Source organism: Rhabdochlamydiaceae symbiont of Dictyostelium giganteum (assembly GCF_964291045.1).
In the GTDB taxonomy this organism is placed as follows: Bacteria; Chlamydiota; Chlamydiia; order Chlamydiales; family Rhabdochlamydiaceae; genus PALSA-1444.
Genome location: NZ_OZ197277.1, coordinates 193,474 through 209,545, shown reverse-complemented (window position 1 = coordinate 209,545; position 16,072 = coordinate 193,474). Strand labels below are relative to the sequence as shown.

At 40.4% G+C, this 16,072-nt stretch carries 9 protein-coding genes; 6 read left to right on the top strand and 3 right to left on the bottom strand.

The window, feature by feature from the left end:
* The 3 genes from ACI7T6_RS00740 to ACI7T6_RS00730 form a co-directional block, all read right to left on the bottom strand.
* Entirely contained in the window at positions 1-936 is a 936-nt protein-coding gene (locus tag ACI7T6_RS00740; protein ID WP_404665687.1) for a uroporphyrinogen decarboxylase, read from the bottom strand.
* A complete protein-coding gene (gene tkt / locus ACI7T6_RS00735) occupies positions 933-2,921 on the bottom strand; it encodes a transketolase (RefSeq protein ID WP_404665686.1) in 1,989 nt (662 codons plus the stop codon). Before tkt ends, ACI7T6_RS00740 begins: the two co-directional genes overlap by 4 nt.
* 146 nt (positions 2,922-3,067) lie before the next feature.
* On the bottom strand, positions 3,068-3,847 hold the full coding sequence (locus ACI7T6_RS00730; RefSeq protein WP_404665685.1) for a DNA alkylation repair protein: 780 nt from the start codon (positions 3,845-3,847) through the stop codon (positions 3,068-3,070).
* 184 nt (positions 3,848-4,031) lie between these two features.
* On the opposite strand from ACI7T6_RS00730, the gene alaS reads away from it, so the two are divergent.
* The 6 genes from alaS (at position 4,032) to ACI7T6_RS00700 (ending at position 15,994) form a co-directional block, all read left to right on the top strand.
* Positions 4,032-6,638, top strand: coding sequence for an alanine--tRNA ligase (gene alaS / locus ACI7T6_RS00725; protein WP_404665684.1), 2,607 nt, complete (start codon positions 4,032-4,034; stop codon positions 6,636-6,638).
* Positions 6,625-9,804, top strand: a complete 3,180-nt coding sequence (mfd, locus tag ACI7T6_RS00720) for a transcription-repair coupling factor (RefSeq protein WP_404665683.1) — start codon at positions 6,625-6,627, stop codon at positions 9,802-9,804. The genes alaS and mfd overlap by 14 nt, the downstream gene beginning before the upstream one ends.
* Before the next feature lie 90 nt (positions 9,805-9,894).
* Complete coding sequence (gene efp, locus ACI7T6_RS00715; RefSeq protein WP_404665682.1) at positions 9,895-10,458, top strand: elongation factor P; 564 nt, start codon at positions 9,895-9,897, stop codon at positions 10,456-10,458.
* A 3-nt stretch (positions 10,459-10,461) separates the two neighbouring features.
* Positions 10,462-11,397 carry an EF-P lysine aminoacylase EpmA gene (gene epmA, locus ACI7T6_RS00710; protein ID WP_404665681.1) on the top strand — a complete coding sequence of 312 codons (936 nt, stop codon included), beginning with the start codon at positions 10,462-10,464 and terminating at the stop codon, positions 11,395-11,397.
* 197 nt (positions 11,398-11,594) lie between these two features.
* Positions 11,595-15,719 (top strand): DUF4116 domain-containing protein, encoded by a 4,125-nt coding sequence (locus ACI7T6_RS00705; RefSeq protein ID WP_404665680.1) that lies wholly within the window; start codon positions 11,595-11,597, stop codon positions 15,717-15,719.
* On the top strand, positions 15,707-15,994 hold the full coding sequence (locus tag ACI7T6_RS00700) for a DUF4116 domain-containing protein (protein ID WP_404666118.1): 288 nt from the start codon (positions 15,707-15,709) through the stop codon (positions 15,992-15,994). Before ACI7T6_RS00705 ends, ACI7T6_RS00700 begins: the two co-directional genes overlap by 13 nt.
* Positions 15,995-16,072: the final 78 nt, after the last annotated feature.

Genomic DNA, 16,072 nt, shown 5'->3' with positions numbered 1-16,072 from the left:
TCAAATCCCTTGGATATAATCCACAAGCCATTTCACATTCTCTACAGGGGTATCTGGCTCAATCCCATGCCCTAAGTTGAAAATGTAACCCGGCCTCCCCTTAACTTCTGATAAAATACGGTCAACTTGCCTTTTAAGATCAGCTCTTGGAGCTTTTAAAAGGGTAGGATTTAAATTCCCTTGAATAGCTATTGAAGAGGGAATATCAAGAATAATCTGAGAGAGGTCTTTCTCCCAGTCAAATCCAATTGCAGAAGGAGATAAACTGATAAGCTCTGGAATAAACCGAGAAGACCCTCTACAAAATACAATCACTTTCACTCCCTTAGATTGCACAGCACTTACTAATCGTTTCAGGTAAGGAAGCGCAAGTGTCTGGAACTCCTCCGGGGGCAAAAGTCCTGCCCACGAGTCAAAAATTTGGATTGCATCCACCCCTGCTTTAATTTGAAGTTCTAAATATTCAATCGTTGCAGCTGTGATTTTCTCTAACCACTCATGATTAATATTATGCATGTAACGGCAGATCGTATAAGGACCTCCGCAAAACCCAATGAGAGGCACTTGAAGTGTTTGTTTAAGAAGAGTAATTGTCTCAAATACATAGTGAAGCGTCTCTTTCACAGAATACTCTATAGGAATGTGAGGAGCTTTAAGCCAGATTCCCTTCCCTTCTTTAAAATGAATCGACCACCCAAACACCTCACAAATCACCAAGATATCAGAAAATAAAATGGCTGCATCAAAATGTAAAAGACGGATGGGAAGTGTTGTAATCTCTACTGCAAGAGAGGGTGTGTGAATTAGCGTTTGAAAAGAGAATTTCTCTCTTAGCTGCCGGTACTCAGGTAAGTACCTCCCCGCTTGGCGCATGATCCAAATGGGGGGCCTATCTTGGGGCTGGCAGCTAAGAGCTTTTAGTAAAGAGTCATTCATTGCCTCAGCTTATGCAAAATCTGATCAACAGTAAACCCAAATTCTTCACTAAGAGCTGATTGAGGGGCAGACGCTCCAAAAGAGTCGATACTAATTGTAATACCATCCTCTCCAATCCATTGATGCCACCCTTGACTAATCCCAGCTTCTAGGCTTACTTTTTTCCCCGGATGAGCGTGCAAAATACTATTTTTATACGCCTCATCTTGTACTTTAAAAAGTTCCCAACACGGCATGGAGACAACTCTTACATCTTGACCTTTTTTTTCTAAAGCGTCTGCCACATTTAAGGCTAAAGAGAGCTCAGACCCTGTGGCAAAGAGGGTATAATCAGCTTTTTTCTTCTCCTGTTTGACAATATAAGCCCCTCTTCCCATCCCTTCCGCATAGCTTTTTTTTGTCCCTTCTAAAGAGGGTAAATTTTGCCGTGAGAGAATAATAGCTGTTGGCCCTTTGTATTTAAGAGCTGCAAGCCATGCCATTTTCACCTCATGACTATCTGCAGGACGGATCACTTGAAGCTGAGGTATGGCTCTAAGAGTCATAAAATGTTCAACCGGTTGATGCGTGGGGCCATCTTCTCCTAACAAAATGGAGTCGTGGGTAAATTGATAGATCACCTGTGAAGAGGAAAGGGCAGCTAGCCTAATGCTATTTCTCATGTAATCAGAAAAGGTGAGAAATGTGCCTACAAAGGGAAGAAAAAGCTGGGTCTCTGAAAGCCCAATCCCGATCGTTCCCATTGCAAATTCTCTCACCCCGTATTTAATGTTTCTTCCCTCAAAAGAAGAAGGGGTGATGACGGGAAACTCTTTCATAAAGGTGAGATCTGAACACGATAAATCAGCTGATCCTCCAACAAGTTGAGGAAGCTTTTTGGCTAAAAATTGAATGACAGCTTGAGACGCTGATCTTCCTGCCATAGGGCTCTCAAGAGTAAGACTTTGAAGCATCGCTTCTAAATCTTGAGGTAACGTTTTGTTTTGCATCACTTCTAAACGGAGAGATTTTTCAGGGTTTTCTTCTTTCCAAAGAAGAAACTGTTTTGTCCACTCTTCTTCTAACACTTTTCCTTGCTGAAGTTTATCTGCAAAAAAAGCCCTTACTGAATCTGCAACGGTAAACGGCTTTTCTTCAATACCTAGTCTTTGTTTCGTAAGTATGATCTCTTCTTCTCCTAAAGGAGAGCCGTGCACTTTATGTGTCCCTTCTTTATGAGGAGACCCTTTTCCAATCACCGTACGCATGATGATAAGGGTAGGCTTTTGTTGATGCTGCTTGAGCTTAGTAAAAACCGATTCTAGCTGATCAAAATCGTGCCCATCTGTCTCATACACTTCCCATCCATACGCCTCATAACGCATCTTGGTATTTTCAGATAAACACTCTTCAATAGGGCCATCTAAGCAAATTTGATTAGCATCATAGATCAGGACTAAATTATTTAAGCGTAAATGACCAGCTAGGGAAGATGCTTCTGCTGACACCCCTTCCATCATGCAGCCATCTCCTGCTAAGCAATACACTTTGCTGTTAAAGATTGCATGTTTTTCTGTATTAAACTGCGCAGCTAACATTTTAAGCCCGAGTGCTTGCCCGGCTGCATTTCCAATTCCTTGACCAAGAGGTCCAGTTGTTGCTTCAACACCTGCAGTCATATGCAGCTCAGGGTGACCAGGTGTTTTCGAATGGAGCTGTCTAAATTGCGTGATATCTTCTAAAGAAAGATCAAAGCCTGAAAGGTGAAGAAGAGAGTAGAGCCACATCGATCCGTGCCCTGCAGATAAGATAAAACGGTCTCTATTAAGAAATTTCGGGTTTTTAGGATGATGCTGTAAAACGCATCCATAGAGATACGCTCCAAACTCAGCACACCCCATCGGAAGGCCGGGGTGGCCAGAGTTTGCTTTTTGAATTGCATCGATAGAAAGGGCCCGGATTGTATGGGCAATATGACTGAGTTGCTCTTTTAGATCTTTTTCCACCGATTTTGCTCCTTAACAAGGTATTTTAAGCTTAAGTAACACTTCATCATAACGAAAGGAAGGGTAAGGCGTCACGTGGATTTTTCCTTCCCTTACTCAACTTAAAAAGATCCTCCCCTTCAACAACGCTCAAAAGAAAAACTTCTCTATTTTAAAAGATTTCTGCAGGCCCTTTTACAAATGTAGGTTGTGGCTTTATGAGAAGAGTTCTTTAGCCACTCTTGTGTTAATGTAAGCACAAACTCTCGGTTTGTTTTTCCAGCATCATTGAGCCAATTGGCAACAGAGTCTTGTACATATTTCTCTGGATCTTGACTTAACGGCTCAAGAAGAGGAAGTCCAAGTGAGGGGTTATTTTTTAAATCTGCAATATGCGAGCACCATACACCTCTTGGTCTTGTACTTTCCACGGCAAATCTTCTGATATAAGGATTTACATCTTGCACCCACGGCGTTAAAAGAGTAATGGTAGTAGCAATATCCTCTGCAATATGGTCTCTTAGTAAAAGCCATGCCATTTCTCTTACTCCAAAATGCGGATCCCTAGCTAGCGGCTTAATCTGTTCAAGCCGCTCTTCAAGAGAGAGATTTGGATTTAAGCTAATCACTCCTGCTGCCCACCCTCTGACACTATCTGAGGGGTGTAAAATGAGTTCATCAATGATTTTGAGTCCATAATGTTCATAAAGAAGCGCTGCCGCAAATTTTGTTCTCATCATAAAGCTTAAAGAATGTATATTTTGGATCTCATGGCTCTTTTGAGCAAAAAGCTGGGGAAACGTTTCTTGTAAAAGAAGGGAAAAATCGATCGCTAGTGCCTCTGTTAAAGAAGCCGTCTCAATTTTACCCCGGCTTAAATCCTCTAAAATATCCGCTGGAATTTTTTTGATACAAGCATACCCTTTCCGTTTAATGGTCTCTGTCATGACTATTCTCCTTTTTTTAAAGAGAAAAAATAGGGAATACGGGGTTTCTTAAGCAAGCACAACTTTAAAGTGAAAAAAAAATCTCTTAAAAAGAGAGGGATGTTTTTTCAATCAATTGACCTCTGGAAATGTTCATGTTATCATTTTTTAAGATCAAGAGCCCCCTGAAGGAGTCGCTATACCCATGTTATCTCAAACTATTCGTCAAAAATTTCTCCGCTATTTTAAAGAGCATCATCATACACTGCTCCCTTCCTCTTCTGTCGTTCCCCATAACGACCCTACACTTTTATTTAACAATGCAGGGATGAACCAATTTAAAGATGTCTTTTTAGGAGAGAGTCAAAGAGATTACACAAGAGCTACAACATCTCAAAAATGTATCCGGGTGGGAGGAAAACATAACGACTTAGAGAATGTGGGACACACAAGCCGCCATTTAACATTTTTTGAGATGCTAGGAAACTTCTCCTTTGGAGACTATTTCAAAAAAGAGGCGATTACCTTTGCGTGGGATGTATCGACAAAGGTGTTTGAATTTGACCCTGAAAGGCTCTGGATTTCTGTATTTAGAGAAGATGATGAGGCGTATGAGCTGTGGAAACAAATTATTCCCACATCAAGAATTGTGCGGCTAGATGAAAAGGACAATTTCTGGGCGATGGGAGAAACAGGGCCTTGCGGACCTTGCTCTGAGCTTTACTACGATAGAGGAGCTAAATACGGCACAGCAGAGTCGCTTCTTCATGATACAGAAGGGGAGCGGTTTTTAGAGTTTTGGAATCTTGTCTTCATGCAATTTAATAGAAATAACGAAGGGATCATATCCCCTCTTCCAAAACAATCGATTGATACAGGAAGCGGTCTTGAAAGGGTTGTCGCTCTTAAAATGGATGTGAATAACGTGTTTCAAACAGATATTTTAAGCCATCTCATCCAAGATATCGCAAGGTTATCGGGAAAACCTTATGATCCAAGCTCACCATCTACCGCAGCTCCTTTTCATGTGATTGCAGATCATATCAGGTCTCTTGCCTTTGCCATTGGAGACGGGGCGCAGCCAAGTAACATTGAAAGAGGGTATGTCTTAAGAAAGCTTGTGAGAAGAGCTGTTCGTTATGGCAGACAACTCGGTATGGGACAGCCGTTTCTTGCCAATCTTATTCCTTCTCTTATCGAAGTCATGGGAGATGACTATCCCGAGCTCAAAATGGCCAAAAGCCGTACCCAAGAGCTGTTAACTGTTGAAGAAGAGGCGTTTTTAAGAAACCTCACTAGAGGCGGAAACATCCTTTCTTCCATTACAACAGCTGCTCAAACAAGAGTTCCGCCTCAAATCACAGGAGAAGAGGCGTTTAAACTTAAAGACACTTACGGGTTCCCTTTAGAAGAGATTCTTCTTATTGCTAAAGACTCTAGTATCACTGTCAATCTTGAGACGTATCAACTCCTTGAAGAAGAGGCTAAAGAAAAATCTAAGGCAGCAAAAACCCAAGAATCTTACGCCGTAAAAGAAGATCTTTATCAAACCTTAAGTGAAACAGTTCCTCCTTCTCTTTTTACTGGCTACGATCAGTTTGAAGGAAAAAGTACCGTGAAAGCCATCATTGTAGAAGGAGCATTAGTCCCGCAAATTGCAAAAGGTGTTGAAGGGATCATTATCTTAGATCAAACCCCTTTCTATAAAGAGATGGGAGGACAAATTGGAGATACAGGCACGCTCTTTCATGAAAGAGGCTCTTTAAAAGTGCAATCAACAAAGATGGCACCTCCTCATCTCACAGTTCATCATGTCCTCTCTCAAGAAGGAGTCATTCAGGTAGGAGACAGTGTGACGGCTTTAATTGATATCACAAGAAGACATCAGATTCAAAATGCCCATACAGCCACTCACCTTTTGCACTTTGCTTTAGTGGATATTTTAGGAGCGCATTTAAAACAAGCTGGCTCTCTTGTAGAGCCTAATCGGCTCCGCTTTGACTTTAATCACCATAAGCCGTTAACAGAAGAAGATATTTCTCTCATCGAAGAGTCTGTTAACAGTAAGATTAGAGAAGATCACAAAGTCAAAACCTATGATATGTCTTATGAAGAGGCAAGGCAAAAGGGAGAGATTAAACAGTTCTTTGGAGATAAATACGGAACCGTTGTGAGAGTGGTTGACATCGGCTTTTCTCAAGAGCTTTGCGGAGGGACTCACACCTCATCTACTGGCACGATTGGGTATTTCCGTATTGTAAAAGAAAGTAGCATTGCAGCAGGCGTGCGCCGTATTGAAGCTGTCATTGGAAAGCAAGCAGATGTATGGGTTAAAGAATCAGTCAAGCTCTTAGAGGAAAAACTTCAGTCTCAAGCTCTTGAAATTAAAGGGTATCAACAACAGCTAAAAGCAGCTAGAAAATCTGTCTTAAAAGAGATGGCTAAAGACCTCATCCAAAGAGGGCTCATCCACATAGGACAGGCACCTCACCCTATCCCTTTTATTCAAGGAGAAGTGAAGGTGGAAATTGCTGAATTAGGAGATACCGCTCAGCTTATTGCAGACCATTTCCCCTCAAGTGTTGTTCTCCTGGGGACCGCACTTCCTTCTAAATGTCAGGTGATCCTCAAAATCTCTTCTGATCTTGTGAAAAAAGGGTTAAATGCCTCTTCTTTACTGAAAGAATTCTTGCCTCTTATTGAAGGGTCTGGCGGCGGAAAGCCAGATCTTGCTCAAGCAGGCGGCAAGGCGCCAGAGCACCTAAAAGAATTTTTAACCAAGCTATCTAAGAAGATCTGTGAACTTTCATAGCCCCTCACTCCTCTCTTTTGTACAGAAAAGTTTAGAGACCCCCTCTCTTCTCATGGAAGGGCTATGGGACGCTCCCAAAACGCTTCTTTTAAGTTTACTTCAAAAAGCGCATCAGAAAAATATCTTACTGATTGTGGATGATCCTCAAGCGTGTAAAATTGTGGATAACGCCCCTTTTTTTGAGATGAACTCTGTCTTTGAGTTTCCCTCATGGGAAACGCTTCCTGGAGAGTCTTTAGACCCTAGCCAAGATATTGTGGGAAAGCGGCTTAAGCTCCTTCACTACCTATTACAAAGAGAAGAGCCGTGCATCATCATTGCCTCACTGCAAGCAGTCCTTCAAAAAGTTCCGGTCCCTCACCAAATCCGTGAAGGGTCTCACCTTTTTAAAGAAGGCATGGAGCTTTCCTTTTCAGCTCTTCCAGAGATGTTAACAAAGCTTGGATATCAAAGAGCTAAAGTTGTGACCGATAAGGGAGAATTTGCTGTGAGAGGCGGCATTATTGACATCTTTCCCATCAGCTCCATTGAGCCATTTAGGCTAGAATTTTTTGGAAATACTCTAGAGAGCATTCGGTCATTTGATCCTATTGGTCAAAAATCTATTGCTAGACATCAACAGATTTTTCTCTCTCCTGCTAATGAAAAAGCGCTTGTGGAAGAGGAGCAAACATCTCTTTTTACTTACCTTAACCCAGGAGCCGTAATTTTTGATAATCTCCTAGCACTTGAAAATCACTGGGTCTCTCTTCAAAAGCTTCCTTCTATGACATCAAAGGCGCTTTTAACACTTAACGAGCTCTTTTCTCATGTGGAAAAACAAAAGGTGCTGTTTTGGAGTGAAGAGCCTATCGAAAAACTCTCTGCTGTCACCTTAGAGCAGCCGGTAGGAAGAGCTTTTTATTCAGGAAAAGACAAACTGCAGCCTCTTTCTTTTGAATGCTTTAATAGGTCCTTTCAAACATCTAGATATCATCACCCCTTTAAGCCAGCTTCTTTAGACCATAATCCAAAAAATGTTGTGTTCATTCATGAACATGAATCTGAAAAGCAGGTGTTTATCAAAGAATTCCCCCACATCTTGCACCCTCAATTTATTAAAGGATATTTATCTTCGGGATTTGCTTTTCACGATTCAGATGAAGTGATTTTCCCCATTACAGAGCTCACACATAAACAAAAAGTGAGAAGAGAGCAGTGGAGATCAACCACTCACACCCCTCCCTCTGATTTTCATGAGCTGAGTGTTGGAGATCTGGCCGTGCACTTTCATCACGGCATTGCAAAATACCTCGGTATAGAAAAAAGACCCAATCATGAAGGGAAAGAAACCGAATACCTTCTCTTAGAGTATGCAGAAAGAAGTAAACTCTATGTGCCTATTGCCCAAACGCATTTAGTCAGCAGATATATTGGCTCTAGTGAAGAAATCCCTACACTTCATACCTTGGGAACCAAAAATTGGCAAAAAGCTAAAGCGTCAGCGCAAAAAGCTATTGTGGGGTATGCGCAAGATTTACTACGCCTTCATGCTGAAAGGGAAGTCAGCGGCGGCTTTGCCTTCAGGGAAGATAGCCAAATGATGAAAGATTTTGAAGAAGAGTTTCCCTATCCAGAAACCTCTGATCAAAAAGAGGCGATATTGCATATTAAAAAAGATATGGAGTCGCCCCATCCTATGGATAGGCTTCTTTGCGGAGATGTAGGGTACGGTAAGACGGAAGTCGCGATGAGATCAGCTTTTAAAGCCGTTGCTGATGGGAATAAACAAGTAGCTGTCCTTGTCCCTACAACGGTTTTAGCTCTTCAACATTATGAAACCTTTTGTCATCGGATGCAAAATCACCCGGTTGTGATTAAAGTAATCTCAAGGTTTCAAACGGCTAAAGAAGTAAAAAAAATACTTCAAGAAGTATCAGAGGGAAAAATCGATATCCTCTTAGGAACGCATAGACTTCTTTCTAAAGATGTGATCTTCAAAAACTTAGGGCTTATTGTAATTGATGAAGAGCACAGATTTGGAGTAAGAGCCAAAGAGCATCTTAAGCAGCTTAAAACTGGCGTTGATTGCATCTCTCTTTCTGCAACACCTATACCCAGAACGCTTTATCTCTCGCTATTAGGGGCAAGAGAAATCTCTCTTATTAATACCCCTCCTCAAGATAGGCTTCCCATTAAAACAGCTCTCATTGAGAGAGATCCTCATGTGATTACAAACGCGCTTCTAAGAGAGCTCTCAAGAGATGGACAGGCGTATTTTATTCATAACCGCGTTGAATCCATTGGGCATGTGACCTCTGAGCTCCAAAAGCTCCTCCCTCAAGCTAAAATACTCTCTGGGCACGGCCAGATGTCAGGAGATGAGCTGGATACCCTTTTTCACTCCTTTAAACAAGGAGAAGCAGACATTCTTGTTGCGACAACAATTGTAGAAAATGGAATTGATATCCCCAACGCCAACACCATCTTAATCGATAGAGCCGATCAATTTGGACTCTCTAGCCTCTATCAGCTAAGAGGCCGCGTGGGAAGGTGGAATAGACCAGCTTTTGCCTATTTCCTCGTGCCGAGGTTAAGAGAGCTTCCTGAAATTGCAAGAAAAAGACTGAATGCTCTTTTAGAGGCTAAAGGGTATGGAGGCGGCATGAAAGTTGCGATGAGAGACTTAGAGATTAGAGGAGCAGGCGACATCTTAGGAACGCAGCAGTCAGGACAAGTTTCAACCATTGGATTTCACTTCTACTGTAAGCTTCTTAAACAAGCAGTTCTTGCTTTAAAAAAACAGCAAGAGCCCTCTTTTTTTGAAACCAAGATGGAATTTAACTATGACGCGAAGATCCCTGAAACCTACATTCAAGAAAGCTCTTTACGCCTTGAGATGTATCACAGATTTGGAGAATCGCATACGTTAGAAGAAGTGGAGACCCTTTTTATGGAGATGAAAGACCGCTTTGGAGCGCCCCCGCCTCCCACACTTTGGTTATATCACCTTTGCCGTATCCAAGTTGTAGCGTCTCAAAAACGGTATACGCTTCTTAAATTTGGCTCTCACACTTTAAAAACAGAACAAATGACTCCTCAAGGCACCCGTAAAGAGCTCTTTACACTCCCTTCAGATAAAAATCCAAAGCTCTTTGAAGAAGCTGTGCTAAGGCTCCTCTCCTAAACACAATAAACCTTGGCTTAAACCTAGAGAAGATTTGCTCCAAAACAGCACTTTTTGTCATAATCTTTTTCTTATACAGAAGGATTAATCATGCCACAAGTGAATAGCAATGAATTCAAAGCCGGTCTCAAAGTTGAAATCGATGGCGAGCCGTACACCATGACCAGTAATGAATTCGTTAAACCGGGAAAAGGACAACCGTTTAACCGTACAAAGTTAAAACACTTGATGACAGGACGTGTGATCGAGAGAACCTTTAAATCCGGCGATAAACTCGAAATTGCAGATGTTGCTGAATCCAAAATGCGTCTTCTCTACGTTGAGCAAGACTCTGCAACATTTATGCATGACGAGTCGTTTGAGCAAATTCAGATTCCTCTTTCTCTAATTGGCGATCATCAAACCTGGCTCATGGAAGAAGTGATCTATTCCATCACTTTTTATAAAGGATCTCCAACAGAAGTGGTTCCTCCAACCTTCATGGAAATGATCATTAAAGAAACAGCGCCAGGTGTTAGAGGAGATACCTCTGGCCGTGTTCTTAAGCCTGCGATCACTGAAAGCGGAGCAAAAATTCAAGTCCCTATTTTCGTTGAAGAAGGGGATAAAATTAAGGTCGACACTCGGACAGGTGAATACGTCTCTAGAGTATAAATCTTGATCTCTTTGCAAAATCTTTTATTGCGAGCAGAAATGCTCGCAACAGTCAGAACTTTCTTTTCCACCCGAAATGTCATCGAAGTTGACACCCCCCTCTTAAGTAAATCAGCGCCCATTGATGCGCATATTGATGTGATGACAGTCACATTTGCATCAAGACAAAAGGCCTACCTTCACACCTCCCCTGAATACGCCATGAAACGGCTCTTATGTCACTACCCAGTGGATATGTATCAACTCTCTCATGTCTTTAGAGAAGAAGAGATGAGCTCTCGTCACAACCCTGAGTTTACCCTTATTGAATGGTACCGTAATCACTTCTCTTTACAAAAGCTTATCGAAGAGACTCTTGAGCTCATTCAGCTCTTTCTTGGCCCCTTAACGCCTCAGTTTTTAAGTTTTCAGGAACTTTTCTTAAAGTTTTTACACTTTGATCCTTTTTTTGTAACAAAAGATGAGCTGTATCAACAAGCGCTTAAAACCTCTTCACTCCCCTCTCCCTCTTCTTTATCTTGGGATCTTGACACCTGGCTTTACTACTACATGGGATGCATCATCGAGCCTCAGCTAAAAGGGCTCTATGTCATAGATGCCTTTCCTCCTTCATGGGCAGCCCTTGCTAAGATTAAACAAGAAGGAAATATCACTGTTGCAAACCGTTTTGAGATTTTCTTTAATGGGATTGAACTTGCTAATGGGTTTGAAGAGCTTCAAGACCCTTTTGAGCAGCGCATCAGATTACAAGAAAATAATAAAGAAAGAGTGAAACAAGGAAAACCCCCTCTTCCACTCGATGAACATTTTCTTGCAGCGCTTGAAAAAGGGCTTCCCTCCTGCTGCGGGGTGGCAGCTGGGTTTGACCGGCTCCTCATGCTGCTCACAAACGCTTCTTTCCTCAAAGAGATTTTACCTCTTTCATGGGATGATCTTTAACCCTTTTGTTAAAATAGGTGGTCTTTTCTCAATAAAGCATGAAAACAAGATTTTAAGAGGACAGCCTTATCTCTATTCGTTTTCACGCCACCCTGGATAGCAATGAATAAAATCAAATTTTAAAGCTATTCTTGACGTATTAAAATCCATAGAGGTATGATCCAAGTAAGTAAACTCTCTTTTAAGGACCTATCCTAATGAATCCCACATTTTCTCCCTTTTCCTCACGTGAATATTGTAGTCAAAATGGAAACTCTGCCCCTTCCTTTCACACGCTTGAAGCAGGAATTAAGTTCATTGAAGATATCCTCCAAAAAAAGACTCTCTGCTGTCATGATGTGACCCATCTAAATAAAGCATATCAAACGATACGTCAACTAGAAAACAAAAGTGAAAGCTCCTCTAATCCCAATTCTTCAGCTCTTTTACATAACCTAGTGCAGAGAGTAGAAGCGATGAAAAGCAGTCAAATCTCAGCTGAAGAGATCATCACTGCCTACCATCTACAGCAGTGGAAGATATCTCCTCTAAGTGAAGTTAATACTTCTTTTTGCGCTCCCATGAACTTGACATTAGAAAAAATGAGGGAGATCGCTACACATCTTCCTTTTTGTAAATCAGGGGAACTTTTTGAGGCAGATGTTAAGGCCCTTCTAGGAAAGAGCCATTCTTCAGATATTGCTGCCCTATTGCAAACGAAAAAAGATCAATTTGATGAATACCAAAAGAATATACAACGAGAGCAAAAACTAGCTAGCTTACAGCAGTTAAGAGAGCTAAATGCCTCTCTCTACCCTTCTTATCTTGAAGAGATTCTTCAAGAAGGCTTTTTTCACCTCTATGACCATCTCATCTCTATGAAAGCACTTTCAACTAAAGTAGAAAGATCTGCTGCCATAGAAAACCTCTCATTTTCCTCCTTTTCTAAAATTATTTTGGAATTTAGAAAGGCAGTTTTTTCAAAAATAGACAAGATCATACCTCAAGGTAGCTCAAATACCGTATTTCTCTTAGGGAATACTGGATCTGGAAAATCGACTACTCTTTGTTACTTACGAGGAGATGAGATGACCTTTCAAGATGGAGCTTATCAATCCTCTACTGATGAAGGAAACCTCATTGGAAATGATACAGAAACATCTTGCACCCTTTTTCCTAATACAACTGTAAAAGACGACCTTGTCCTAGTGGATTTCCCTGGATTTGCAGATACGCATGGTGAGGTGATTTCACTTGCTATTGAACTAACACTTAGGTCTTTAACGAGAAAATACTCTCCTCAGATCGTTCTTGTGACCTCCATCACAGATACTGAAGCTAGATTTACGCATCTGCATCTTTTAGGAAAGCGGTTAGAAAGGGTGCTTGGAACCTTAGATCACTGTATATTAGGGCTGACAAAATATTCTAAAGATATCGATTTCATTAATATCCAAGCTATTGAAAAAAGGCAAAAAGAAGAACTCTTATCTCCCAGTGAAGAGGAGAAAAATCTCATTCAGCAAATTCAAGCTTTAGAGCCTTTTGCAGGGGCTGTTCCTGCGATTCAAGATCAGGTAAATATCCTTAAAGAAAAACTATCTAAGCTTCAAGAGTTAAGACCCGCCTCTTCTGAGAAGGCCCTTCCTGATACAAAAGAAAAATCTAGGCACTCCGAGAATCTTATCCAAAAAGAAGAGGCCTTTAAAAAACATTCGGGGATTAAGAATGTCATTTCTCTTAAAGATCTCACAAATCAAGAGCAATTAAAAGAGATTATCCAAACACTCCAGGTGCAAACAAAAACAGAATCTACGAGGATTTCTAACACCTTAGATGCAGCTGATGAAAGACTTTTAGAAACTCTTTTTACTAATAATTTAAAAAAGGTAATTGAAGAGAAACAAAATTTTTCAACCTTTTCGTTAACCTCTATCTCTAAAAATATTTCAAAAGAAATTGAAGCATTTGGCCAAAGGATTTTAGAAACAAGTTTAATCAATACCCTATTAGAGAAATCTCATCCAGAGATTGGAGAATTTTTACATTTAGAAAGCATGGATCCTGTGATCGTTAGGCAATATGATAAGAAAGTCATCACAGACTGTATCAATGGATATATTAATGAAGTGATCTCTTGCCTTCTCATTGCAGAAGAGATCATTAAAGAGCTCAAAACAAAATACCTGACTCTTAAGAGTCAAGAAGCTGAGCGGGAATGGGCCTCATTAAGAAGCTATATCCTCACATTGTCTAAAGGAATTCCTCCAAATGCGCACCCTGATAAAATCAAAGAAGCTTGGGAATCGCTTCAAAAAGAACATCAGGAACGATTAAATAGCGCAGAAAAGGAGCTAAAGCTTTCCAAAGGAGTAGAAATTGTTTTACTGATTCCCCTTGCCATTCCATATGGTATTTTTTCCCTATTTAAAACACTAAAGCAACGAAAAATTTCTAGGGAATTTATGCAAAATACTATTGAGGAGTTGTATCAAGGAATTAAAGCCGCAGGGCAAGCTGTGATCACTTTAAAAGACATCGAAAATACGGTTAAAAAGAAAGATCAATTTGATGAAGTTTTCTTATCTCACACCCTGTCTTTAGACTCCGTTTCTTCTTTAAGAGAATCCCTTCAAAATCAAATTGCTCAAATAGAAAAGATCTATGGAAAGGAAGAGTGGAATGAACGAGTCAATCTCATCACGAATCAACTCACATCAGATTTATCCTCTATCAGACCAAACTTTCCTCTTGGAGAAACTCTCTTATATATGCTCATATCGCAAGAAGTGGCATGCAAAGACTTGCCCCCTTATTTTAATGAACATACATTCTTAGCAATTATTTACTCTTTTCTAAATTCTCCTCTAGGATCTGACTTGGGAAGCTCTACAGTAAAGTATCAAGAGATTCTTAAACGGTTATTTTCAGATTGGAAATTCACCCATCACAACAATCTTAATTTAAATGATCCTTCTTACTTTTTTCATATCTCTTCAGTGACAGATCAAGAGTATCACTTACTAACTCAACAAAGGCAAAAATTATTAGAGCCCGGTAATAAAAATGCCATTTCACGTCTTCTCTTTGCTGATGCGATCTCTAGGCTTTGGAAAAAGCTACCTTCATCTATAAATGACAATAAAAAACCTGGATTATTGAACTCTATTAAAAATGATCAGGCCAAGATCCTTGATGCAATTAGACAAAACGCATGGATACTTGAATATATTAAAGAGCACCTACGAAGTGATAAAGAATTCATTCTGGCTGCTATCCAAAAAAATAGCTCTGCATTTCTATTCATGAATGAAATTTTAAGGAATGATCGACTGTTCTTCTTTGCTGCTACCCAGCAATATAGCTCAGCGCTTCAGTATGCAAGTGAATCATTAAAAAATGACACCGGGCTTGTTCTTGCTGCTGTCCAGAAAAATGGCTCTACACTTAAGTATGCAAGTGAATCATTAAAAAATGACAGATTGATTGTTCTTGCTGCTGTCCAGCAATATAGTTTAGCACTTGAGCATGCAGGTGAGGCTTTAAAAAATGACCCAGAAATCGTCCTTGCTGCTATCCAGAAAAATGGCTCTGCACTTCAATTTGCAAGCGAAGCTTTAAAAAATGACCCAAAAATCGTCCTTGCTGCTGTCCTGCAATATAGCTTAGCACTTGAGCACGCAAGTGAGGTTTTAAAAAATAACCGAGAGTTAATCTTTACTGCTATCCAGAAAAATAGCTCTGCACTTCAGTTTGCAAGTGAGACTTTAAAAAATGATCACGAGGTCATCCTTGCTGCTGTCTTGCAAAATGGCTCTACACTTAAGTATGCAAGTGAATCATTAAAAAATGACAGATTGATTGTTCTTGCTGCTGTCCAGCAAGATAGCTTAGCACTTGAACATGCAGGTGAGATTTTAAAAAATGACCGAGAAATCGTCCTTACTGCTGTCCAGCAAGATAGCTTAGCACTTGAGCATGCAAGTGAAGTTTTAAAAAATAACCGAGAGTTAATCCTTACTGCTGTCCAGAAAAATGGCTCTGCACTTCAATTTGCAAGTGAGACTTTAAAAAATGACCGAGAAATCGTCCTTGCTGCTGTCCAGAAAAATGGCTCTGCACTTCAATTTGCAAGTGAGACTTTAAAAAATGACCCAAAAATCGTCCTTGCTGCTGTCCAGAAAAATGGCTCTGCACTTCAATTTGCAAGTGAGACTTTAAAAAATGACAGCAAGGTTGTCCTTACTGCTGTTCAGCAAGATAGCTCTGCACTTCAATTTGCAAGTGAATCATTAAAAAATGATCCAAAGTTTATCCGGATGATGAAAATATTGAGACTTTAAAAAATGATCGAGAAATCGTCCTTGCTGCTGTCCAGAAAAATGACTCTGCACTTCAATTTGCAAGTGAGACTTTAAAAAATGACCCAAAAATCGTCCTTGCTGCTGTCCAGAAAAATGGCTCTGCACTTCAATTTGCAAGTGAGACTTTAAAAAATGACAGCAAGGTTGTCCTTACTGCTGTCCAGCAAGATAGCTCTGCACTTCAATTTGCAAGTGAATCATTAAAAAATGATCCAAAGTTTATCCGGATGATGAAACCATCATTAATACTCTAGGGAAAAGATATGCCTAAAAAGTAAAGCTAAGTATTTTAGCTCTTAAATCAATAAATTAAGACCGACTCCTTAGGTTAG